At 63.7% G+C, this 24140-nt stretch carries 10 protein-coding genes; 5 read left to right on the top strand and 5 right to left on the bottom strand.

The window, feature by feature from the left end:
* Positions 1-133: 133 nt before the first annotated feature.
* The 3 genes from IG04_RS46790 to IG04_RS0133410 all read left to right on the top strand — a co-directional run bounded on the left by IG04_RS46790 (position 134) and on the right by IG04_RS0133410 (position 4487).
* Positions 134-1207, top strand: a complete 1074-nt coding sequence (locus IG04_RS46790; RefSeq protein ID WP_030480739.1) for a hypothetical protein — start codon at positions 134-136, stop codon at positions 1205-1207.
* A 739-nt stretch (positions 1208-1946) separates the two neighbouring features.
* On the top strand, positions 1947-4001 hold the full coding sequence (locus tag IG04_RS0133405; RefSeq protein ID WP_030480740.1) for a GNAT family N-acetyltransferase: 2055 nt from the start codon (positions 1947-1949) through the stop codon (positions 3999-4001).
* A gap of 21 nt (positions 4002-4022) precedes the next feature.
* Positions 4023-4487, top strand: a complete 465-nt coding sequence (locus IG04_RS0133410; RefSeq protein ID WP_211257857.1) for an ASCH domain-containing protein — start codon at positions 4023-4025, stop codon at positions 4485-4487.
* Between the two features lies 1 nt (position 4488).
* Here IG04_RS0133410 and IG04_RS0133415 read toward each other — a convergent pair whose 3' ends face one another.
* Both IG04_RS0133415 and IG04_RS0133430 read right to left on the bottom strand, forming a co-directional pair.
* Complete coding sequence (locus IG04_RS0133415) at positions 4489-7335, bottom strand: NACHT domain-containing protein (RefSeq protein ID WP_144065737.1); 2847 nt, start codon at positions 7333-7335, stop codon at positions 4489-4491.
* Positions 7336-7855: 520 nt separating this feature from the next.
* Entirely contained in the window at positions 7856-8848 is a 993-nt protein-coding gene (locus IG04_RS0133430; protein ID WP_030480743.1) for a hypothetical protein, read from the bottom strand.
* A gap of 83 nt (positions 8849-8931) precedes the next feature.
* On the opposite strand from IG04_RS0133430, the gene IG04_RS0133435 reads away from it, so the two are divergent.
* Both IG04_RS0133435 and IG04_RS0133440 read left to right on the top strand, forming a co-directional pair.
* Entirely contained in the window at positions 8932-9342 is a 411-nt protein-coding gene (locus tag IG04_RS0133435; RefSeq protein ID WP_030480744.1) for a hypothetical protein, read from the top strand.
* 128 nt (positions 9343-9470) lie between these two features.
* The gene (locus IG04_RS0133440; protein WP_144065739.1) at positions 9471-13946 is read left to right on the top strand and encodes an NACHT domain-containing protein; all 4476 of its coding nucleotides are present in this window, start codon (positions 9471-9473) and stop codon (positions 13944-13946) included.
* A 389-nt stretch (positions 13947-14335) separates the two neighbouring features.
* Here the strand turns inward: IG04_RS0133440 and IG04_RS0133445 are convergent, their stop codons facing one another.
* The 3 genes from IG04_RS0133445 to IG04_RS0133455 all read right to left on the bottom strand — a co-directional run bounded on the left by IG04_RS0133445 (position 14336) and on the right by IG04_RS0133455 (position 24121).
* A complete protein-coding gene (locus IG04_RS0133445; protein ID WP_144065740.1) occupies positions 14336-15121 on the bottom strand; it encodes a hypothetical protein in 786 nt (261 codons plus the stop codon).
* A gap of 146 nt (positions 15122-15267) precedes the next feature.
* Entirely contained in the window at positions 15268-17622 is a 2355-nt protein-coding gene (locus IG04_RS0133450) for a hypothetical protein (RefSeq protein ID WP_144065741.1), read from the bottom strand.
* Positions 17623-18172: 550 nt separating this feature from the next.
* Positions 18173-24121 (bottom strand): AAA family ATPase, encoded by a 5949-nt coding sequence (locus IG04_RS0133455; protein WP_144065742.1) that lies wholly within the window; start codon positions 24119-24121, stop codon positions 18173-18175.
* Positions 24122-24140: the final 19 nt, after the last annotated feature.

Raw genomic sequence — 24140 nt, forward strand, 5'->3', positions numbered from 1 at the left:
ACACGCTCACCCTCCCGGTGGGGAATTACGTGAGCGACGCCCTGCGGAATTACGTGAGCGAAAACCCCTCAGACCTGCGGAATTTCATGAGCGCTGACACTGGATCGCCACAAAGGCTGGCGAATCACGCAGGTTGCCGCCGCTGGAGATCCTTCAAGCCTCAGCCGCCCGCGCCCGAGAATCGATCACGCTCCTGCGCGAGCACCAACCAGAGGGGGCCTTGCCCGAGTCCTTCTCGCTCGGTGATCAACTCACAGTCGGCCACGCCATCGACATTCTCGCAGCCCTGATGGGGTTCGCGGATCTCTGCACAGCCACAGCGAACATCCTGCAACGCACCGAAACCACGCTCGTGACCATGTCGACCACGACGTTGTCGAACCTGCTCGTGCAACTGGCTCCTGATTGTACGAGCGCGCAGGTCGACAACCTCCTCGAACGGCTGACGTTCAAGAACGGCCGGTTGCCCCACTACTCACCTCTTGTCCGCGTGGGGGACGACGCGCTCATAATCTGCCCGCCGCTCATCGGCGTCCGCCTTGTCGACCCGCTCGTGCTGCGCTCAGCTGGCTACGACCCGAACCGGTTCGGGCCCATCGGAAAGTCGCTGGGAGACCTCGCGACGAGATGGACCACATGGCTGGCAAAGATCCCCGGCACTCTCGTAGCCGAACGGATCAAGGTCACATACCCCAACGGGCGTCAGGCAGGCGACCTCGATGTGCTCGCGATCGACCCCAACACCAAGACAGCGGTCTGCCTGGAGATCAAGTGGCCAGTGGACGCCTGGGCGTTCACGGAGGTCGTCAAGGTCGAAGAGTGGGCAGAAAAAGCCGCCAGGCAGATCGCACGAGTCCGCGCAGGGCTCGCCTCCGGCGAAACTACCGCCAAGCTACCAGCACGTTGGCCAGACCTCAGCGACTTCACCTGGACCTGGGCGGTCGGCATCCCCAGGCAGCTATGCGTGCGCCCCCTATCCGAACCAGACATTGAGGTCACGTCACTCCGCTACCTCCTGACGTTGGGCGAGCCGACAAACCTCGAAGCGATCGCACACGCCCTTGCCAAGCCTGACTTGCCAGTCGCCGGCAAGCATTTCACCGTCGATCGCCTGACCCTCCCCTTGCAACGAGGGACGATCCATCTGGACGTGCTCATCATGGACCAGACCAAGCCGTGGATCCCCTTCCAGCGGCAGACCCTCTGAAACCTCAGCACGAAGCAGGTGACTCGTGAGCCTCCGTAACGACTTAACTGCCGGATCGATGCCCGCTGCGTTCAAAATCTCCCAGACGGTGGAGGCGGCGATCTGGTGGCCGAGCCTGGCCAACTCGCCCTGGATCCGCCGATGTCCCCAATACGGATTCTCCCGGGCGAGCCGGAGCACGAGCGACTTGATCGATGCTCGGGTAGGTGGACGTCCGGTGCGTCGCCTCGCGGTGTAGTCAGACTTTCGGGCGACGAACTTGCGGTGCCAGCCAAGCAACGTACCAGGAGTGACAGGGAGGATCTCGCGCCAGCGAGAACGAGGTATCAGCCTGGACAAGGCTGCGAACCAGAATCGATCTGCAGGCTCATAGCGGACCGGCCCGGCCAGTTGCCGGCGAAGGACTGTGTTCTCGTGCCGCAGCACGAGAAGCTCCGCGTCCTTCGCCGCCTCACCGCGGAGCAGCACTGACGTGGCGGACAGCAACTTCCAAGTCGCCTTGTACAGCAGGGACACGCTCACTTGAGCATGCTCTCAGCCGAGGAGAGATGCGCTGCCACGCTGCACTGACGACTTTTCGAGCGGTACAGGTGCATAACTAGGCCATCTCGAAACATGCGAACAAGTGTTCGCTAGCCCCCGGATCCCATGCGAGTCAATTCGACGGACATGCGTCCGCACGGGTGGCAGTCACCCATCCGGTCCCAAAACACACACCTGTGCACGCACACTGTCTGTCATGAGTGCCGATCAGCAGGAGCCCGCACTGACGTGGGTGACGCCTTCTCATCACGCCTTCGTGGAGCAGGCGATCGCACTCGGCGACACACACCGGCAAACCCTTGGAATGCTGCCGCACGAGGTCTACCACGAGGCCGCGCGCAAACGTTGCCTGTTGGTCGCGTTGCAAGGGCGAACGGTAGCCGCGTACGCACTGATCCGCCTGCCTCGTCGTGAGGTTTCGCTGACCCATCTCTGCGTGTCGCGAGCCGCGCGCGGCAGGGGCCTGGCTCAGATGCTGCTTGGAGAGGTGAGCGAGACCTATTCGGATCGTCTCGGCATCCGCGCGAAGTGCCGTGACGACTACGGGCTCGATCCGACCTGGCGGCGGCTCGGGTTCACGGCTCGCGCCAAGACGAGTGGCCGCGGCCTTGACCAAGCTCCCATGACGGTGTGGTGGCGCGATCACGGCCATCCCGATCTCTTCACCGCCCACGAGCAACCGACGGCGGTGCTCGCGGCGCCCGACGTCGAGATCCTCCTGGACCTGCATCGCCGTCGAGACGAGAAGACGGCGGAACGCTCGCTTGTCCTGGAGGCGCAGCACTTGACCGGCATCCTGGAACTCGTCGTCACGTCGGCCATAAGTCGTTGCCAGGACAACCACGGCGGCAGCCAGAGCCTGTCGACGATCGCTTCAACCCGCAAACAACGCCGCGGGCATCCGGACGAAGCTCAACGGTGGCACGACATCATCGATGCCGAGTTGAACAAATCCAGGTCACTTGTCGAAGACATCGACGTCTGGCAGGTTGCTGAAGCCGTGGCGGCCAGCCTGCCGATCTACCTCACGTGGAAAGAGGAGGTGATCGAGCAGGTCGGCCCGGTCGTTCGAGAGCTGACCGGTTTGCGCATCTTCGCGCCGTCCTACGTCATCACGCACCTGCAAGCGATTGCCGACACCGTGGCGTATCAGCCACAAGCGTGGCATGGCAGTTCTTGTACGAGTGTTCGAGCCGGCGATGACGTCGAAGATCACGTGCACGCGTTTACGAACAACGCTGATACCGACGGTTCCCGACTCAGGGAACAGTTGCGTCAGCTCGCGAGTGCCTCGACCCCGTGTTGGCTGATCCGGTCAGAGCAAGGGCAACCGCTGGCGTTGTACGCCACAGAGGTCGACGCAAGTCGACTGTTCGTGCCGTTGTTGCGACTGAACGAAAGCAACCTGCTCGCCGCCACCGTTGCTCAGCAGCTGCTGTGGACACTCCGCTTGCAGGCAAGAGAAGCGGGAGCCTCATTTTTGTCCATTGAGGACTCTTCACTGCCCGACATCATGGAAGAGGCCTGCGACTTCCAAGGGCTTCTCCGAAACGGCGCCAAGCGCGTCGGAGTCGTGGTGGACCATGCAGGCAGCGCTGCCGCCGTCAGCGCCCGCGCCAACAGTGCGCTGCTCAACGCTGGACTGCCTGAATTCGGTCGGCTTCCCGGAAACCTGGCAGCCGAGGTCGCAGCTCAGTACGAACGGTTGTGGTGGCCAGCAAAGCTGACCGACTCCCAGCTCCCCTGCTTCGTTGTGCCAATCCAACCCACCTGGAGCTCAGAGCTCCTCGGCGAGCCAGCACCAATGACTCCCCGTCCGATACAGCTAGCGCTGGGCAGGGAACAGGTGTACTACCGACGCCCAGGCAACAACCGGCTCACCGTGCCGGGACGGATCGTCTGGTACCAGAGCCAGCACCCACGCCTGGGACCTGCCCGCTTCATCGGGGTGTCGAGCATCGATTCCATCCACCTGGACACCCCAGAGGCGCTGCATGAGGCCTTCGGCCACTTCGGTGTCTTCTCGCTGGACGACATCACAACCATCGCCGAGCGAACTGGCAAGGCGCAGGCCGTGCAGGTGTCCAATACCGAGCTCTTCACGTCTCCGATCTCACGCCGCACCTACGACAAGCTTGCGATCGAGCACGGTGGCCCTAAAAGCTTCCAGTCCCCGGTACCGATCTCGTCTGCCCTGTTCACCGAGATCTACCAAGCAGGAATGCCGTCCAGCACGATGATCTTCGACTGACCCACGGTAAGGTCTGCGTTCGTGAGCGAGACGATCATGACCGCATCATCGGCAACGCTGTCCCGCCCGGTCGTCATCTCGCTCCGCCCGCGGTTCGCAGATGCCATCCTGAGCGGAGAGAAGACGGTCGAACTGCGGCGGCACCGCATGGCCGCACCGCTGGGCACGCTGCTGATTCTCTATTCGAGCGCACCGGTCATGGCAGTCGTGGGAACGGCCGTACTCGCGGACCGCCACACCGATCGCCCCACGGCACTCTGGAACCGGCATCGCCTGCACATGAGTCTTACCCGTGCGGAATTTCGCGACTACTTGACCGGCACGGATACCGGCACCGCGCTCAGCCTGCGCGATGTCGTTCGACTCCCTACGCCGTTCAGCCTTGGCCACCTGCGGCAGGAGGGCGCCTTCCAGCCGCCGCAAAGCTTCCGCTACCTGTCTTCGGACGATCCAGAGGTGCTGCACCACCTCTTCACCGCGAACTGAGTCACGACCGGACGAGGAACTGGCCCACTGGCATCCGCTGGGTGATCTCCTGAACTGCGGATCGCAAGTACGCCGCCAAAGTCCAGTCCCGTGGCGCGCATGCCAGACTGAGCTGAGCGAGCTCCTCCACCACGGCCCAGGCAACGTCCCGTTGAGCACCGTCGCTCGCCAACGCAGGCGTGACAAACGCCGTGATCCCGTCGTCGAACGCCGGGAAGCTTGAGCTGTTCCTCAGTACATCGGCAATGATCGTCTTCGAACGCAGTCGCCGAGGATCACCAGCAACATCCGCCGTGTTTAGAGCTATCTGCAGCACGGGGATCATCTCGTCCATGCCCGTGTCTGCGGTCCCGATCCGGGCTCGCAGGCTCAGCAACGACCGATAGGCGTACCTGTCGACAAGCACAGCCGCTGCGATCTGCTGCTCCGTTGTCAGGCGGGCCACCGCGGTTTCAAGCCGCGTCCGCGCCTGCTCACTGGGCGGGTTCGCCGAGTCCGCCCATTCAGCGAGCAACTGAACCGCGGCTACGGCCTCGCGCCCGGTGTTCTCGCCGGAGGCGTCCAGCGCACGGTCGATCAACGCGCGAGCGGTGGGGTTGGCCTGGGCCACAGCGAGCAGTTCCTGAGCGAGACGTTGGACGTGCAGACCCGGTCCCAGACGAAGCAGGCGTAGCGCTCGATCGGTGAGCATGGTCTGGAAGTGCGGAGTCCGGATGGCGACGTCGTCGCCGAGCAGGTCCACCGCGAGGCCGGCACCAGGCATCGTGACTGGACTGGTTACGCCCTCTTGGTCATAGCGCTCGATCAATGTCATCAGGTCGGAGCGCATGTGTTCCCGCTCGCTGAAGAGCCTTCCGGCAGCCAGCAGCCAGGTGTTGCGCCAATGCGGCGAGATGATGAGCGGCGCGAGGCGGGCGAGAATCTCCGGTGACTCGCCGTTCGTGACTGAGCAGGCCGCCATGAACTCCTGCAGGCTGCGCACTTCGAACCCGACAGAACCCTGCCGAAGTGGAACCAACAGGACCAACCTGGTCGTGCTGGCATCGACGAGCCGTTGAGCTAGATCGATTGCCATGCTAGGCGGATGCCCTTCGTCCTGCAGCCGCTGCCTGGCCATCCCGAGCAGGTCGTGCACCAGTAGCACGGACTCCGCCTCCGCAGCGTGTTCGGCCTGGACGTGCAACCGCAGAGCTACGGCTTCGTGAAGCGCATTGACGTGTGTTCGTTGCTCATCCAGCAGTTCCGCGGTTTCGCCGGGCTTCGCAACCTCGCGGGCGTAGATCGTGTCGTAGTACGCCGCGAACAACGCGTACCGATCTCTCGGGGCCCGTGATCGACGTTCCAGGAGCAGCGACATGATCGTCACCTGAAGCGGTGACTGCATCAAGCGTGCAGTGGCCGGCTCGCGGGCGGCAGTGCGCAACCTCTGCACGATCTCGTTCACGGTGTCGGCGTCATCGCCGTGCCTCACTTCAGCGAGACGTTGTGCGTACGCGATGGCCTCGTTCGTGTTGAGCGGTCTCAACTGCAGATGCTCATAGGCTCGTGGCGAGAACTGGTCGGAATATCCCTGAGGCCGGGTCGTCGCGACGATCAGGACATCGGCATCCAGATCTCCGATGTCCACCAGGAACTCGTCGATGCGCTCGGTGACCAGGAGGCGGGTCGAGGCAGCGGCTACCTCGTCCAGCCCGTCCAGCAACACCAACCACGACCAGTCACGCAGCCAGGCGCGCATGCCCTCGACCGTCACGACTTCGCCCCGCTTGGTCACCTCTGCGGCGATGTAGGCGAGCAAGCTTAGGTGCTCATCAACGGCAACCGCATCGCCATAGGCACTCAAGTTGATCTCGATGGGCCATCGGCGAGCCGTCACATCCGGGAGTTCAAGGCGTGACATCGCGGCTCGAAGGCCCTCGTAAATCTCAGCTGCCTGCGGCCCCAGAACGGAGGTCGGCCTGCTCTCCAGCAACGCAACCCGGAACACCTGGCACAACAACTGGCCGATCGTCGTCTTGCCCTGGCCAGGGCCACCGATGAGAACGATGTGAGGGCTCGGTCCGCCACGACTGGGCCGCAGCACCTGATTTCCACGGGAAATGACGTACTCGGCCACCGTTGCCACGTCGGACTTCCTCGACGTAGCAGGCAGATCAATCCCGACCAGACTCAACGGGAGTCGTGAGTTCGTGTCGTCCCCAGCCTGGTCGAGTCTGACGTACTGCCTAGCGATCAGTGCTTTCGTCGCGTGACGTGCGATGGGCGAGCCTATGGACCTGTGCGACTCGTCCAACACGTCCGCCAGCTTCGAGAGAACATCGCCCGGCGTGGTGAGCGCGGCATAGGTACGACGAATCTCCGGGGAGTCGTCCAAGAACCTGCAGATCTGGTCGTAGTGCCAGAGCGCCCATCCTGCCAGCCCCAGCTCGCCCGCCAGGGTGTCGAGAGTCGAGCCGACCTTGTCGATACCTCCTGAACCGGGCACCGCGGACAGCACGACGTTCGTTGCAAAGACCATGTACCTTGGGAATCGCGCAGCTCTAGGCAGCGACAGCTTGATCTGACGCCAGCGCCGCCCCTCCCCGTTGATCTGCTCGGACAGCCAGGCGGCGTTTGATGCCGGATCGCGCGGCCGTTGGTGGAACTTGGCCTGTAGCACGCCGTATCCGTCCCACGGTTCACCGGGATCGGGATGCGGATACGACATGGAGCCGGTGAAGGACGCCTCCCGGCCACCGTCGCGACCATCTCCGAACACACTGACGCCAGCACCGAGAATCTTGATTGCCAGCGCCTGGGTGAGGTGCTCGAACTCGCGCGTGCCCAGACGGGTGAGGTCGTAGTCCACCCTCATCATCCTGCCTGACCGCGCGTCGTGCTTCGACCACTACACCTGAACAGGTGTTCTTCGATCGGCCGAGGTTGCTTAATCGCTGTCAGCGATTTGCGCCACCGCGTCAGGGTTCACGGCCAGCGTCGCACCGGGCTTGGCGAGGTAGAACAACGCCGGTTCACCACCCTGCCCCTGCACGCTCAGCCTGGGCTTCAGGAATAGAACGACAACTTTCCACCGATCCAGTCGAAGTCGTCACGGAGTCCGATCAACGGCCGGGACATGGCTGGGAGCGACACTCGATGATCACGTCGGTGGCGACACGGTTTTCCTCGCCGCGGGCGTCAGCGCTCGACGAGAGTGAGTCGATAGAGCTCATCGCTGAAGCTGCTACTGCGCGCTATACCTGGCGCACGGCAGCTCGCACGCAAGCACGAGCCTGGCGACCTCGCAGACCAGGTATGCCCGATAGATCTACGCGTCACAAAGCAGTAGCCCAAGCTCTGCCGTCCACCAGGGCGCCAGGCACTCTGCTCTAGTCGAACGGCAACGTACCTGCCACAGCATTCCCCGTCGGCGCCTTCAAAGGCACACGAGCAGAGGTCTTCGCGGCTTGGCGGGCTCGACCGACGAGATCGTCGATGAACCACCTCGGCAGGCGGAACCCCTCGGCGCGGTCCGTCATCCAATCCGTGGCGAAGCGCTTGCGGGCCGTCGCTGCCGCGATGGCGTGGAACTCGGGATCGTTCAGCAGATCAGCTGCGAACTCGTCGAGCCGCTGCTTGAGCGACGCCGCGTGTGTTTCTGCCCCTTCTCGGACCTTGGTGATCGCGTGGTTGACGATCCCGCCGCGTTGCCAAGGCGCGGACGCCCGCAATGCCTTGACCAGCTCTGGCAAACCATTAGCGCAAGCCTCGCGCTCCGCCGGAAGACAGGCACGACGGAACGCAGGGTCTTCAGCCAGGACTGTCGACCAGTGCTGCACCTGCTCGTCGGTCATCCCGTCGCCGTCGACGTCCAGGTCGAGTTCGTCACGGTTACGCACAGCGACATCTGAGCTGGCCGCGGTCAACTCATCCCACGCGTCGAACCAGGGCGCCGTCTTCGACCAGACGTGCACAACACCGCCATGAGCAAACCCGAGTTCAAGTTCGGACACCCAACCGGACAGGCGCCTGACCGCGGCACGAAGAGCTTCGTCTTCGTTGGTCCCGCAAGGCAGTTCGGCTGCCACGGGGCCTGTTTCGGCCACTGGTGCCCTCAGATAGATCACCTTCGCGCCGCACGCCGCGGCCGCATCGACCACTTCCTCCATGGTCAGCTTGTCGGCGGTCAGCGAGACTACGTCACCGGTGTCGATCGTGGCGGACAGCACGATCAAGTCCTTCTCACGCGCGTAGTCCCAGACAATGTTCAGCAGCTTCCCCAGGTCGTCGCCGCGGCCGAGGCGGAGTTGCCTGATGAGCTCTGAAGGATCTTTCCTCATGGTCGGCAGCTGACCACCCGGCACCGACAGAAAACGGCCCACCGCAGCCCGAGCTAGCAAAATACACCCGATCGTGTCTGCGTAGTTCGGTGTTCGCCGGGACGTGCGTGCTTAGGGTCAGGGTCATGAGCGAGTCCAGGGACCAGCAGGTCAAACGGGTCGTGGAAGCCATGGCCGTCGCCGTGTGGGCCGCGGGGGTCACGGCGTTGACGAGCAGCAAGGTGGACCTCGAGCTGCGCTTCAACGCTGCCTGGCGCCAGTGGCCCAAGGCTGGTCAGTTCCCAGGAATCACCAGCTATCACGACCCAGGCAACCTGTTCTGGCTCGGCCAGGAACGCTCCGCACGCCGAACGGGCGTACTCGCAGCATGGAAAGACGACGGGCCCTGGAAGAAACCCGCTCTCCTGCAGGACTGGCCCCTCGATGAGTTCTTCGAGGACATGGCCGACGAACACGTCTCGGCGGACGACTGGCGGCAGCTCGGTCAGCTGTACGTCGACCAGTTCAAGCCGGAGCAACTCGTCCGAGCCGACTGACCTCTCGCGCCCACGACGTCGCCGCTCCAGCTGCTTGCGTCGATCGCATTTGTGCAAGTGGCGCCTTGATATCCTGCGTTGTTCTACCGCTGACGACTCCAGCCGCAGGCGTGGTTCGGGAGGTTGCCGTGAGCCCACGTTCTGGTGGTCACTCGGACAAGCTGGGCAACTACTACGAAGGCCTGTGGATCATCTGGCAGATGCTCGAGGTCATCGCCGGCCGGGTGGATTCCATCACCGTCGAGGAGCTGGGTGAGCTTGGCGACGGGGCGGAGTTCGCCCTGCGCTCCGGCAGGAAGGTCGAGCTGCATCAGCTCAAGCGTCAGATCGGAGACGCGAGTGAGTGGACACTGGGAACTCTTCGCTCCAAGGGTGTTCTGAGCCATCTCGCTCGCCACACGAGGCAAGGCCGGGACTTCTGCTTCGTCTCCATGGTTCCGGCTCGGACGCTCCACGAGCTAGCCGAGCGCGCTCTGCACTCCGGCGACGTCATTTCCTTCGCCCAGGATCTGAGTTCGAACAAGAACCTGACCCAAGCCTTTGCGAGCCTTGCCTCGGATGCAGATTTCGGGTCTGAGGAAGCGGCGTGGCAAGCGTTGCGCCGGACCAGCGTGTACTGGACCGACGAGAGGTTCATACGGAGCCACAACTTCACTCTTGCGGATCTGCACCTCGAAGGCCTGCCGCCTGGCCCGATGACCTTGGTACTGGGTGATATCGCTGAGACCAGCATCAGTCAGGTGCTGGACGTCGCCGCTTTGGACGAGAAGCTCGCGAAACACGGTCTCCTCCGCACCAACGGGGCGCAGCAGCAACACATCGCCAGAGCCGAGATCGACGCCATGCTCGCGACCTGGGTGGCAAGTGTCGAAGCGGAGTTCTTCGAGCCGGCCATCCCGAGAATCGCCGCAGACGAGATAGCGAGTGCCGTCGGCGAGAACGACTGCCGCGTTGTCTTCGCCACCGGCGTCGCTGGCAGCGGCAAGTCGGCTGTTCTCCACCAAGCCATCACTCGCCTGCGCCGAGAAGGCTGGGTCGTGGCGGCCACACGCTTGGACCGTATAGAATCGTTCGCCTCATCGGGTCAGCTGGGCCAGCGCGTTGACCTGAGTCGTTCGCCGGTCACCACGCTCGCCGCGGCGGCGGCCGGGCAGAAGTGCGTTCTCGTCATCGACCAGCTCGATGCCATCAGCAAAGCCTCCGGACGCATGCCTGGGGCAATGGACGTCATCGCGGCGCTTGTACGTGAGGCCCGCGCGTTCCCGGCGATGCGGCTGATCTTCGCCTGCCGCAAGTTCGACCTCGACAACGACGACCGCATCCGGCAGATCGCGAACGATCCGCAGGCCTACCCGATCGAGATCGCCCAACTGACCGAGTCCGATACGCGGCTGGTGTTGGAAGCAGCTTCCGTCAGTGCTGACGCACTCACTGCCCAGCAACGGCAGCTGCTGAGGACGCCTCTGAATCTCAAGCTCTACCTCAGTGTCGGCCCGGAGTCCGGAGCACCGGATTTTCGGTCGGTAAAAGACCTCTTCGACGCGTACTGGGAACGGAAGCTCACGGACTGCCGTACACGCGCCGACTCACCCGTTCGGTTCGTCGAAGTGATCGACGTCCTCACCACGAGCATGAGCGCACGACAACGTCTTTCCGCGCCGGTCAGCGTGCTGGACTCCGGGAACCTGTTCCCGGAGGCACTGCTCCTCGTATCCGAGCACGTACTCGTCCGCACAGGCCGCCAGATCGCGTTCTTCCACGAGTCGTTCTTCGACTACGCGTTCGCGCGCCGATGGATGGAGTGTGGCGTCGACCTGGTCACGTTCCTCACCTCTGGCGACCAGGAGCTGTTTCGACGTACACAGGTCCGGCAGATCCTGCTTCATCTCCGAGACGACGAGCCTGAGCGCTTCGTCGCTGAGTCCGAGCTCGTACTCCGCAGTCCGGAGGTTCGTTTCCACCTCAAGGACGTCGTTCTGAGCCTGCTCCGCGTCCTCGAACAGCCGACCGAGGCAGAGGCGCACCTGGCCGATCGCCTGGTTAACGGGAGCCAGCCATGGCTCATGCGGCTCGATCCAGCGCTCCGCACCCCAGGCTGGTTCAACGCTCTGGACGCAGCCGGAGTCCTGCAGAGCTGGTTGGCAAGCCCTGATTCCGAGATCCGCGATCGTGCGTTCCACGCACTGGCCGGCGGGACAGACGAAACGCCGGACCGGGTGGTTGAGATCCTTCGGCCCTACCTGGATGAGAACAGCTTCCCCCATCAGACCATCTGGGTCTTCCGCTTCGCCAACCTGTCAAGCTCACGGTCGATGTTCGACGCCGTGCTGGAGTTGATGCGCCGAGGACATTACGACGCGGACTCGCTCGTTCTCTGGCTTCTGGCACGCCCGCTGCCCAAGCACCAACCAGAGTGGGCTGTTGAGCTCTTGGACGCCTGGCTTTCCAAGCACACGCAACAGGTTGATGCCGAAGGCCCGATCGCTGCGCTCAACAGCCGCACCCATCAACAACTCGAGTTCTGCATCGACACCGCGGTGGCGGCTCCTGTGAAGTTCTGTACGGACATCTTGCCGCACCTGCTGAGGATCATGTCGTTGACGACATACGAACGCCAGCACCCGCCATACGGAGATCGCCACTTCGCGGGCTGGTATCCGGGCAACGACCCCCACCAACTCGACGACGCGCTCATCGAAGCTTCACTCCTCGCGGTCAAAGCAATGACAGAGCAGGATGTTGAAGCCGCGCTCCCGACCCTTCGATTGCTCGCCGAGGACTCGCACAGCGCAGCGCAACTTCTGCTCTACAAAGGACTTCTCGCCGCACCCGAGCGGCTAGGGGGCTGGGCCGGGGAGATCCTGCTGCAAGGCGATCACAGGCTTGAATGCGGCTTCGGGTCGAACTCGATGTGGATAACACGAGAACTCCTGAGCGCAATCAGCCCGTTCATGAGCCCCGACATCTTCAACGCGATCGAGGCACGTGTACGAGACCTGAGGTTCTCCTGGGAGAGGCTGGGAAAACCAGGCACGGGCCGGTACGCGTTCACTCTCCTGAGCGGGCTGGAAGAGCAACGCCTTTCCGAGGTCGGCCGACGGCGCCTCGGTGAACTACGTCGCGTGTTCGGTACGGCACAACCGGAAGAGCCAGATGTTCCGAGCATGAGCAGGTTCCGATCGCCGATCGGGGCGTCTGCGGCATCTCGGATGAAGGACGGCAACTGGCTGCAAGCCATGGCCAAGCACAACCTCGACCGCGCGGACTACCAAACGCATATCGGAGGAGTCGACGAGCTGGCAGCGGTGTTGCAGGCGGAGACCGCACGCGAACCGCTGCGCTTCGCCCAGCTGGCACTCAAGCTCAACGCGGATCTACACCCCGCCTACGCACAGAACTTGCTCATTGGTCTCGGGAACATTCAGAGTCCGGTCCAGGTGGACGCCGTGTGCGACGCCATTCGCCACATCAGACGACTCAGCCAACCCGCAACCGAGCGCTGGCTTGCCTGGCCGCTACGTCACCACCTGGACGAGGAGATCCCCGAAGACATCGTCGAACTGGTGCTCAACCTCGCCCTGAACAGTTGCGACCCCGCCTCCGAGGACGACTGGCCGATCTTCCACGGCGAAGACGCTACACAAGTCGGTGAGCACATATACAACAACGGCATCAACGTGGCTCGTGGACAAGCAGCCGAAATACTAGGCGATCTCGTGTTCCACGACTCCGACGGACGACGCGCTGCCGTCGTCGTACCGCATCTCATGGCACTTGCCGCAGACCCGTCGCTTGCCGTCCGCTCATGTGTGGCATACCTGATTCGCGCAGCACTGCGCCATGCACGGCCCCAAGCCCTCGACGCCTACCTCGTGCTCATCGACACCGACGACCGACTTCTGGCGGCCCGTCCCGTCGAGGATCTCGCCCTCCACATCATGCACAGCGGTGACACAGTGATCTCGCTTTCCACAGTGGCGCGCATGGTCGACTCCGAACACAAGGAGGTCCGCAAAGCAGGGGGCCGGTTGGCCATGCGCCTGGCCCTACTGCGGGATGACGAGGAACAAGTGCTCCAGCATCTGCTGAGTACGAGGTCCGGCGTCCTAACTGGTGTTGCACAAATCGCTGCCGCGTTCCTTCCCCGTACCGATAACCTCGACCTCGTCTCCACGGCACTGGCTCTCTTGTTCGAGGACGAGAACAAGGAGGTGCGAACAGCAGCTGCGGCAGCCGCGGTCGCCCTCCGCGGTGAGGCGCTACGTCCTTACACCGAGCTGCTTGCAAAGCTGATCGACTCTCCTGCGTTCGAAGAGGCTGAGGCTCAGCTGTTGATCACCCTCGAGCGCGCCCCAGACCGAGTCGACACGCTCGTCGTGCGCTGCGCCAGGCGGTTCATAGAATTGCACGGCGATGAGCTCGGAGATCTCTCCACCGGTGCGGCGGCCGACATCCAGCAGGTCACCAACCTTCTTGTGCGGGCATATGCCCAAGCACAAGGCGCTGACGTCCGCAGCGAGATCCTCGACCTCGTGGACCGCCTGCTACTGCACAACGGCTATGGCGTCCAGGAAACGCTGGACACCGTAGAACGCACCTGGTGAGGCTGCTGGCCTGTGGAGTGCCAATAGACCGCCCGATAGCCTGACCTGCGCATTATGCAGCTGCAGCTTCGCACTCGTTGATCAAGCCGCAGAGTACTTGCCGACGACATACGGGCCTGAGTGCTGGCACCCGCACATTCCTGCCGCCTCAGAGCGAAGAACGGCGGGCGGCCGTCAGGCCCGGAATTCGAAGCAGAAGTCCTGCAAGCAGCCTGGACGAGTCGGCGCTGCTGCTGCTGTCGGGCCGGAGCTGAACGCGGCCCTGATTCCACACGTTCGTTTCACGGCACGCGGCCGCGTGCAGCTTGTATGTGCCGAAAACCGTATCCGTGCAGGATAAGCGGCACGGTGATACTCGTCGATGACTCCACCCAGACGGTCAAGTCGATCTACGGTGAGGCCTTCCGTCTAGTGCGAAGCACCGTGTTCTGGATGTCATCCAACGTCTCTGTCCCTGTCATCACTGCGGCCATGGCCTCGGCCACACGCGCAATCGATGGCAAACCTTTAACTTTCACGATGCACGTCTCATCGCCATCAACAGCAACGTCGGCACAGATGCGGTTTACCGTGTCGGTCACAGCGAAAATAATGGTCAGCCAGGTTTGCAAGAACTGGAGCTGACGGTAGACGCGGTAGCTGCTCGTGGCACGTTCCATGAAAACTTCTCGCCCAGTACCGCCAATTGAAGAGGTCGCGCATGCCGCCATCTTGTCGAGCTTCCGCTTGTGCACGCGGAAGTCGTACGCGGATGGCTTGTCTTCCGGCCTTAACCTAGTATCGAACAAGTCAATCGCGTGCAGTCGCTTTCCAGCGCGATACAGCCTTTCCCCCAGCCTGTCGGGCAGCCGGAACTCGATCAGCGCCGCAGTAGGCAGTCGGCGCCACTCGAGACCTCCCGACGTTGGAGTGATCTGGCGTGTCGAACGCCAGCGGCGTCGCAAGGTCCATCCGGGCAGAACGCCGAGGCGAGGCGTGAGGATGTCTCCATCGCTCGCGTCGAACAACTCGAAGACGCAGTGATCATGCAGAAGGTGCTCCCGCGCCACAGTCGATGTCAACTCAAGCAACAGCCTCACCGGGTCGATGTGGTCATACTCGCTCAGCTCTCGGAGCAGACCACCAAGAAGTGCTGCGCCTCGTGAACGGGTGACACCCTCGTAGACGAGGTCCACTGCGTGTCCGTAGCGCACTTGCGCCAAGTCCCTCGCAAACATGGAGAGATGGAACCCCTCAGGAACTGAGCGGGAATGCAACTCCTGCAACGACGGTGTGCAGTACAGCTCAACGGGCGAGCACGAAGCTCTGGGCCGCAAGGTAGTCACGACTGAAGCTCAACTTCTGCGAGGCTGCGAACGAGGTCGGCTAGACGCGGCGGAAGCGAGTCCGGCGCGACAGCGCCTCGCTGAATCGCTTGAGGGAACAGCCAACCAGCCACGAACACGTCCTCGAAGTCGTTGCATGCGCGGACATGATGCAACAACCTTTGTGTCCGTTGCGGCAACTCACTGAACTTGATGTCGACATCTGTGAGAGCGGCATTGATGCTCGTCAGACGGGTAGTCCGCTGCAGGCCGCCTGGTGTCAGGCCAACCATCGGGTCGTCCATGGCCAAAGAAAACACCGCCACGTCGATAGTCTGTTGCGGATCAGCGTCCAGCAGTCGACCCCATACTCCCGCGAAGACTTCGAAGATTCTTGGTCGAGGGCGGATAAGGCTAAGCGTGAAAGCTGCTCCTGATAGCTGGAAGAGCATCAGGTTGGGCTCAGACCACACTGAGCCAAGCACCGAGTAATGCTGTCTGTGCAGGGTCTTCCGCAATCGCGCACCTGCCCGCTCCGTCGCTGCGACCAATGACCTCAGCCGCCTGTCGAGATCATCCGGGGAAAGTTCTCGTCCGGACAGAACTCCGTCCAGCAGATCCTGATGTGCGCGTTGAAAGGCCCACCCGAACATGTCAGGTCGGTCCGGCGTCAGGTCTGTGCCAATCCGCGTCGCCAACCGGGCGATCGGGTACCGCATCTGATCTCGCAACTGCTGCAGCCTGGTGCGCAGCTTTTCCAGACTCAAATCCGGCCACACGTCGTCGACGTTCCTGTGCTCGGCCTCACACCGCTCGAACAGCATCGACATGCTGTCCAAGGTGCCGCTCCACTTATGCGCTGCCTCGTCCACACGGCTCAAAACAGCGCCAGCAACCAACGTGTCACCATCGCCGATGCCGTTCGCCCATGGCCAAAGCTCAGTCTCGAAGGCTGCCATCCACATGTTCACTTCGTCGATGACCTCGGTTGACATTGTGCGAGCGGCGAACTGCCCGATGTCTACATCGGACGATATACGTCGCCCCTCAATCTGTTGTTCGAACGCAAAGCCGTCGCTCAAGCTCGCAAGAAGTTTGGCAGTCTTCGGTCCTACGAAACGAACGTCATCACCGTGCGCCTGTTTCACAGCCCAACGCGGAAAGTCCGTGGCCATCAGCTGGGCGTGCTGACGGAGACCCAGCACAGCTTGACCGTACGCAGATGCGACAAAGTCGACGAGGTTGGTCTGCTCCGCCTCGGTCTCCTTGGCTGGTATGGCGTCGTTCGTCAGCGTTTTCGCTGGTTCGACAACAGCCTCCATCCACAAACGTGCCTCGGTGAACATCCCGAGTGCCAGGAGGTGGCGGACAACGTCGTCGAAGCCAACCACGAGCCTGATAAGGGAACCCGCGTCTCGACCGGCGAGATGTTCCGCAAGGAACGCCGCCAGAGTTCGCTCAACCCACGCGGTATCGTTCACTTCATTCGGGCTTAGCTGAGTCGCGGTTGCGAGCGCGACGGCAACCTCGGTGCCGGCTCCCAGCAACCAGTCCCTGTGTTCTGCTCGCGGCGGGCACCACCCTGGGTGCCGGATGAGATCCTGCTTACTCCCGGCATAGACCAACCAAATGGCCCGCAACACTTGAGAGACCTTGACAGCCCTGAGATCGACGTCGGCGAACTGTGCGGGCACCTTAGCTGCTTTTCGTTCGCGATCGCGGATCAGCCGACAGAGATCACGGAGAACGGCCAGCGACTCGGCTGCGCGAGCCCTGTTGAATGCGACGCTGCTAGCAGTCGGACTGCGCTTAGCCGAACGGGATGCTCTCTTGGTCCACCCGGTGAACTCACGCGTGACGTCTGCAAGCAATCGCGCGGGCTCCAGCATGCCGTAGAGCTGGACACGGAGCCTGCCGAACGACAAGAGAACGAGTCCACACAGGACGAGCATGACGACGAACATCAGGCCGTTGGGATCACGTCCAGTTGTCGGCAGCGTCAGCAACACCAGGCCGAACAGCAGCACTTGAACGTAGGCGAACCCGTACAGCCGACCGCCAGGTGAACGCGTCACCAGCGCACGTACACGGTCCGTGGTGTCCTTATAGGTCGACGACATGACGAACGTGACCGTCGCGAAGTACACGGTGACAAGAGTTCCAGTGATCGTGAGCGCAGTGGTCACGATCACCTGGTAGTTCTGATTGATAGGCGGACTGCCAAGCCACTTGAACATCGACGCGAGCCATACCGGTGAGGACGCCCAACCAGAAATGGCGGTACTTGCGAGGTAACCACCGAGCACGGACGCCGCAGCGATAGCGGTCGCTGCAAGCAAGAGTGCTGTGGCGGCTTGGACAGCGAACTTCATCAACATCCACGACATCCAGCGTGAAGTCCGGAACCGCGAGGCCGCCTCAACAGCTGCGCTCGCGGTCCCACCGCGCAGGCCAGCTAGTCGACTCCGGCCACTCCAGTACCAGCCGGACGACAGTGTTCGAGTTCGCAAGGAGAACAACCGAGTTCCGAGAGCCACTACGACCGCCTTGCTCAATCTCGCTGAGAGCCCGAAGTCTAGTGGACAGCTACTCTGCGATTGCTACGCACACAACGTAACGGCAACCTGCCATGCACTCGCGCGACGGCCAAGCACCTGTCGGCGGCCTTGCACCGTCACTCAGTCACCCGGAACGAACGGGCCCCGCAGCTCATTACCAGGACCACTAAACAGGCGATTCACTACGTCCTCACGTCAGGACTTCAGCAGTAGATCGCCGAGGCGGGCATCAGGAAGACCAGTATGGCGACAACGGTGACGGCCGCCGCCCCATGCGGGTGCTGGCTGAAGCACCCGCACGGCCGTAAGGATTAGGGCTCAAGAGGCTTCTGTTCGAATCTCCGTTCTCACCTGATCCGTGAGATCACGACCTGGCCCGCACCACGAGCAGACAGCCGGAGATCAGGGGAGCCAGCTCGAACTCGCCTTGGCTCGTCACCGAGAGCAGACCGAGCCAGCGAGCAACCCTGGCGAGCACCTCGACATCGGACGGGCGGGATTCGATCAAGGCCGCGAGATCGTCAACGCCACAGGAGCCGTCGTACTCGGCCAGCGCCGCGATCAAGGGCTTCATCTCCGGCAGACCAGCACAGTCCGCGCCGGTCTGCCGCAGGAAGCCCTCACACCACGTCAGGTCGGCACGTGCCTCGCGGAGCCGGTCCAGCGCGGCGTCGACCCCGGACGTCGTCTGCTTACCTGTCACCACATCACGAGCAAGCTGTTCGACCAGCACGGGCCAGCCGCCGGTGAGCTCGAGCGCCCGTTCCTCGAACGACTCGTTCACCAAGCGCTCCAGCTTCGAGTCGCCGCGCCATCGCAGTGGCAACGTGTACCTGTCGTAGCGCTGCAACGGCATCACATGCGCTTCCGCGTCAGGTGATGCGGCGACCTGTGCGAGCCATTTCATGTTCGTGGTCCCGGCGATGAGAGCGGCGGTGCGGGAAGCTCGCCTTTCGTGTGGAATTCCGACACCGGCCTGATCGCCCAGGGCGTACTCGAGCGCTCGCTGGCACGCGGCCGGGGGTGTGTTCAACCGAAGATCTCCCACGACCAACGACCGCCGGGTCTCCGTCGCACCTGTCTCCAGCTTCGACTTGAACTCTCCCAAGGTCTTCATGTCGACCAGGTCGAGATCGACGAGCTGAGGCCTCACCTCGCGCAGCGTCGCCGCGACCTGGTCGATGCCGGTCGCGTCGGACCCGACGACCAGCCGGGCGAAGTTGCCCTTCCTGAACAGCTGCGCGAGTTGGGCGTTGACCAACGGGCTGCGGGTCACGTCGTCCTCGCGGACCGGGCGGTAGCTCTCCCGAGCCTCGCGCACCGGAAGTCCGAACTTGGGCACGAGCGCCAACCCGCGCGCTATGTCCTCTTTGGACCCCAATGCCCTGAGCACCGTCTCGTTGCGAACGGTTCGCCCCTTGATTCCCTCAGCGGGCTCGGACAGGATCCCCAGTCCTGCCAGTTCGTCGAGCAGTTGGAGGAAGGCGTCGAACTCGGTGTCGTGGAAACCGAGCGGCCAGGTGTCGCGACACTTGGCGTAAAGGTCGGCATCGGGCAACCGGACTACCGGCGCGTTCTCGTAGGCGTGCAGCGCGAGCAGGTTGGTGATCACCCGCGTTCGCTTGTCCAGGTCCAGCGTCAGGCTGAGTGCCTTGCGCAGGTCCTGGCGGGTCGCCTTGTCGGCGAGCACATCGGCGACCTCGGACGGCGTGATCCGCCACGGTGGCGCGGCCAGAGGCTTGCGGCGCGATCCACGCGCTTTGAACTGGCGGGTGAGCAGCTTGCCCGCGACCAACTGGATCAAGTACGGCTGGTAGCTGCAGTGCAGAAGAATTCTCTGGACGTCATCGTCTTCGAGCGAATAGCCGAGTGCGGACAACGGGCGGACGACGAGGTCGTAGGCCGGCTGCGGAGCGAGCGGGCCGATTTGCAGGTGGCCGGTGGGACTGAGTGGACTGTTGCCGACCGAGTAGTGCTGAACCGAGTGGAGGCCGGCGAGAACGACCTGGCAACCCGATCGCGTGTCGGCCGCTAGGCTGTGCAACGTTCGGACGTGCGCGAACTTCGGCGCGTCTCCGTCGACGAACCCTTCCGCCTCGTCGAGGAGGAGAAGCAAGCGCCTGCCGGGCTTTTCCTGGAGCCACCTGTCCACGGTGCGGGCGACCGAGTTGCCGGAATCCCGCTTGTCGCTCGCCGAGCTCTTCCCGATCCCCTTGGTGCGCAGGCGTTGCGCCAGGTCGCCCCACAACAGGTTCGGGTCCTCGTCGATCCCCGGCACCCGATCGACCTCGAACCAGACCACGACGAAGTCCTCGTTGTCGGCTTCGCTTTCGACCGTGCGCATGAGCGCGCTCTTGCCCATGCCGCGACCGCCGTAGACGATCGACGGCGCTCCGCCCCTGTGCAGGAGCCTCTGCTTCTCCTCTTCCCTGCCGTAGAACATCTCCGAGGGGACGTCCGAGTCCTTCTCCGACTTGAACGGTTGTGTCGCGGTGAACGGCAGGCTCAGCCTCATGAAAAGGTCGAAGTTGCCCCGGCGAGTGGCCACCCAGGTGAGCAAGGCGTCGTCCAGAACCACCGCGGCGCGCCGGAACGGGTCTGACCACAACTCCGCCAGTCGTAGTCGGCTCTCCGCCGGCAGAGTTCCGAGGTAGCAGATGATGAGCGGCAGCGTCGCACTGTCCGCGTCCCGCCACTCGTCCAGCTGTTCGACGGTCGGTTCGTTCCACACGATCAGCAGCCGGTAGTGGCCATCGGCCGAGGAGCCGAACGCCGGCAGCAACGCTTTGCCGGTCACAGACGCCTTCACGTCCAGAAAACGGCGACCGCGGGCGTACACGGTGAACGAGCGCTTGCTCGCGAGGAGGTCGACGCCGTTGCGGCGAACGTCCAGACCGATCAACCGCAGTGCCGGCAGGAGGTTGTCGGACACCTGGTCCGCGGTCCACCCGTCGACGAACGCGCCTCTGAGCGCGAGCCAGCCACGCAGGCCCTTCAGGACCTCCGCGCGGAACGATTCGGGCACCGAGTTCGCGGGGAGCGCCGGATGTGGCGTCCCCGCGCTCAGCGCCGACAGGAGACGACGGTCGAGGCCTTCGGTGAGCGCATCGATCCCTGCGGGGTGGAAGTCGGCGAAGTCCTCGTCCTCGAAAGGCTGGAAGAGCTGGTCACCCACCTCGAGGTGGTCGAGGCTGTCCTCGGCGAGATCCAATTGACCTCGCTCGATGTGACGATGGACCTGAGTGATGTCCTCGTCAGCGCATCGGTCGGCCAAAGCCTCCACACGTTCGCCGAGGCGTTGCGCGTCGACACGACGCAGGTCCTCTATGCGTTCGCCGATCGAGGATCGGGTGACAAGCGCGGTACGGAGGTCACCCTGAGGATTGGCCAACTCGAGGAGGGCCTCGTCCACCAGGCCGACCAGTTTTTCCTCGGTGACCGCGTCGAGCGCGACCGAGACGCCTGCCTGCGCGGTCTCGTCATCGGCCCCGCTCGTGCCAGCGCGGACGAGTTGGCGGCGCAAGTGCCTCAGATCATCCCGCAAGCTCGTGGCCTGCTCGGCGCGCAAGGTCGTGAGCCGTGCCTCGATCTCGGCCCGCCTCGGCTCGGACAGGGCCCGCGCCAGGAGGTGAGCCGTCGTGAAGTCGGCGGCGGCTGCCTTGTTCAGCGCCACCGTCACCAGTTCCACACCGGTGTCGGGAACTCCCAGCAGCTCCTCGATCCGAGCCTGTGAAGTGCTCGGCGACGGCGTGTGGAGACCGGTTTCGTTGCTCCACGTGCTTCCCGCCAGCGCGATCAACGGAAGATCGAGCACTGGGAGGCCGTGCACGTCCTCCGCCGTGACGGTGGGGTGACCGCTGAGCAAGTCGTCCAGTCGCGTCAGCAGAGACCGTCCAGCGCGAGCGGCAGCGGACACCAACGGATCTGGATCCGCCTCGCGAGAGGCGAACAGGGTGGACATCGCCTCTTGAACGTCCAGCAACGTTGTCCTCAGCTGGTCGACCTGGAGTTCGGCGTAGCTCAGCACAGCCGATCGAGCGTGCCGCTCACATGCCTCTGCCCAGACGTCTGCCGCGCTGATGTCGTCTCGAAGGGTCGCCAGCATTTCTTGACGAACCTGACCGGTGACCGCCTTGCCGGAACTCGACCGGTGTGCCTTGTCCTCCTCTTCGATGAGCCGCTCCAGTGTGGAGCCTTTGGAATGTTTGCTGAGAACGGTCTTCACGTGTCCCAGATGCTCGCGCAGATCGGCCGCGGCGTGATGGAGCGCGTCGCCCAGGGTCTTCGGAGGTTCGCCCCGGGACGCCACAGCCGTTCTCAGGCGTGTGATCACCGCGGCCGCACGAGGCAAGCGGTTGCGCCATTGAACCTCGATGCGTTCCTTGAGAAGTCGTGCTGCCGCGGCGACGTCGAGGTCGTCCAGACTTGCCGTGGCCAGCGCGGCGGGTCCTTGGCCGGCCAGCACTCCCCTGCGAACCGCTTCGCCGACGCCGCGTACGAGCGCGCTGGTGGTCCCGTCGAGGTGGTCCGACAGATCGACGAGCAGAGATCCTGTTCTCGGCGCACCGGTGCTGACCGAAGCCAGGACCAGTGCGCTGGTCGTGAGCAACCGTGCTGCGTCTCCGTCCACCAGCAGGTGTGGCTGCCGCGGTGCGCCGATGAACGCGTCGAGTTCCGGCTCACGGTCGTCATCGGGACCGGTGATCGTCATGGCGAGCGCGGCAAGCCCGGAGGCTTCGGCGAGCGCGGGTTCGTACGGCTGGAGCAAGTAGTGCGCGAGAGCGAACTGCCCTTGGTCAAGCCACACCTCGGCCTTCGCCCTGACGGCGGGCAGCAGCGGATCCGGTTGCGACTCGGCCTTCCTGGGCCTGGCGCTCGTCCGCGCGGGAGCGGACGGCTCAGGAGCGACCGGCACAGGTGGTGTCGCAGCGGGTATTGAAGGTTCAGGTGCTACGGAAGCCGGCGGCTCGCGGACCGGAAGCACCGTCGCCGCAAGCTCATCAGGCCGCGCTTCGACCGGCGTTCGGGCATCGGCAGGGAGGGCTTCCGCGGAAGACGAGGCCTGCGAGGGAGAGTCCTCCACCGGTGGCTGGAGTTCGCGTCCGGCCGATCCAAGGTCTGTGGGCAACGCCACCCTACCGCGAAGAGCAGCCGTCAGCAGCGGAACGACGTCCTTCGACGCCGTTACCCGAAGCTGCTCGTAGCGTGCTTCCACTTCGGCATCCTCGACATCATCTGCGGAGGCGTCAGCGGCCAGGCGCGCCAGGGCGATCAACAAGCCGGCGTCCTCCCGATCTCGCGCGGTCGCCGGTGGCCAGCGGTCGAGGACACCGTTCGCGATGCCGGCCACGATGCTCAAAGCGTCGGCCGCTCCGGCGGGGACACTCGCACCGGCCAAGCGCCGGATCAGGACGACGTCCTCGGAGGCGTCGGCTATCCGCTCGACGGCAGCGTCGATCGCCTCCAACGTCGGTTCGACCGGAGTGTGCAGCAGGTCCGCCAGCTCGGCCGCCGCGCTCACGACCGTGTCGCGAACACTCATGAGCTCGTCCAACGCTGACGGGTCAGGAACCTGCCCCCGTTCCAGTTCCGCCAGAACCGCACGACAGGTCACGACCGCCCGTTCGAACGTCCGACGTGTGGTCTGCGCCAGACGCTCGGCTTCCGCGACGTTGCCACGCACTTCAGTCGCACTGTCATCGGATCGCTCCGGCCCGACCTCATCCCAGAAGCGCTCGAGCGCCGCCTTCCCGCCATCACCCGGCAAGAGGAGATCGAACGCCTCCTCGTCGTGCGCTCGCATCCATCTGAGCACGATGGGCAGGAAAGGCGTGTTCTCCTCAGGGCACAGCGCCGCGGCCACAGCTCTTGCGACCGCAGTGATCGCGTTGTCCCCCTGCCACGCCGTTCCGGCGCGTGCCGACCGCAGGAGCGAAGTCCTGATCGACCGCGTGAGGTCGTGAGCCGCCTGAACTCCGGCCTCCTTCCCGGAGTTCAGGCCTGTCCGGAGCTTCATCACGAAGTGCGCCTGCTGGGGCGGAGTCCACTTTCGCCAGCTCTCGACCGGAAGGCGCAGGAGTTTGAGCACCTCGCGCTTCTCGTCTTCGGCCAGGGTCGCGAACAACGACTTCCACGTGTCGTCCGCGACCTCACCGATGTGGCCGCGGCACCACGCGGTCATCTCCGGCACCATCTCGGAGGCGAAATCACGTGATGCTCGTGAGATCCGCTCGGCAACCGCCTCGGAGTCGATCCCGAACCCCAGTCGCCCGGCTGCTTCGACCAACGGGTTTCTACGCGCTTCGCTTGACAACGACGAACTCCTCACATCG

Origin of the sequence: Lentzea albidocapillata, assembly GCF_000719115.1 — a bacterium.
Lineage (GTDB): Bacteria > Actinomycetota > Actinomycetes > Mycobacteriales > Pseudonocardiaceae > Lentzea > Lentzea albidocapillata.

Coding starts and splice junctions, on each gene's coding strand:
- IG04_RS0133450 (WP_144065741.1), bottom strand. CDS start 17,622: ATGAAGTTCGCTGTCCAAGCCGCCACAGCACTCTTGCTTGCAGCGACC.
- IG04_RS0133405 (WP_030480740.1), top strand. CDS start 1,947: ATGAGTGCCGATCAGCAGGAGCCCGCACTGACGTGGGTGACGCCTTCT.
- IG04_RS0133435 (WP_030480744.1), top strand. CDS start 8,932: ATGAGCGAGTCCAGGGACCAGCAGGTCAAACGGGTCGTGGAAGCCATG.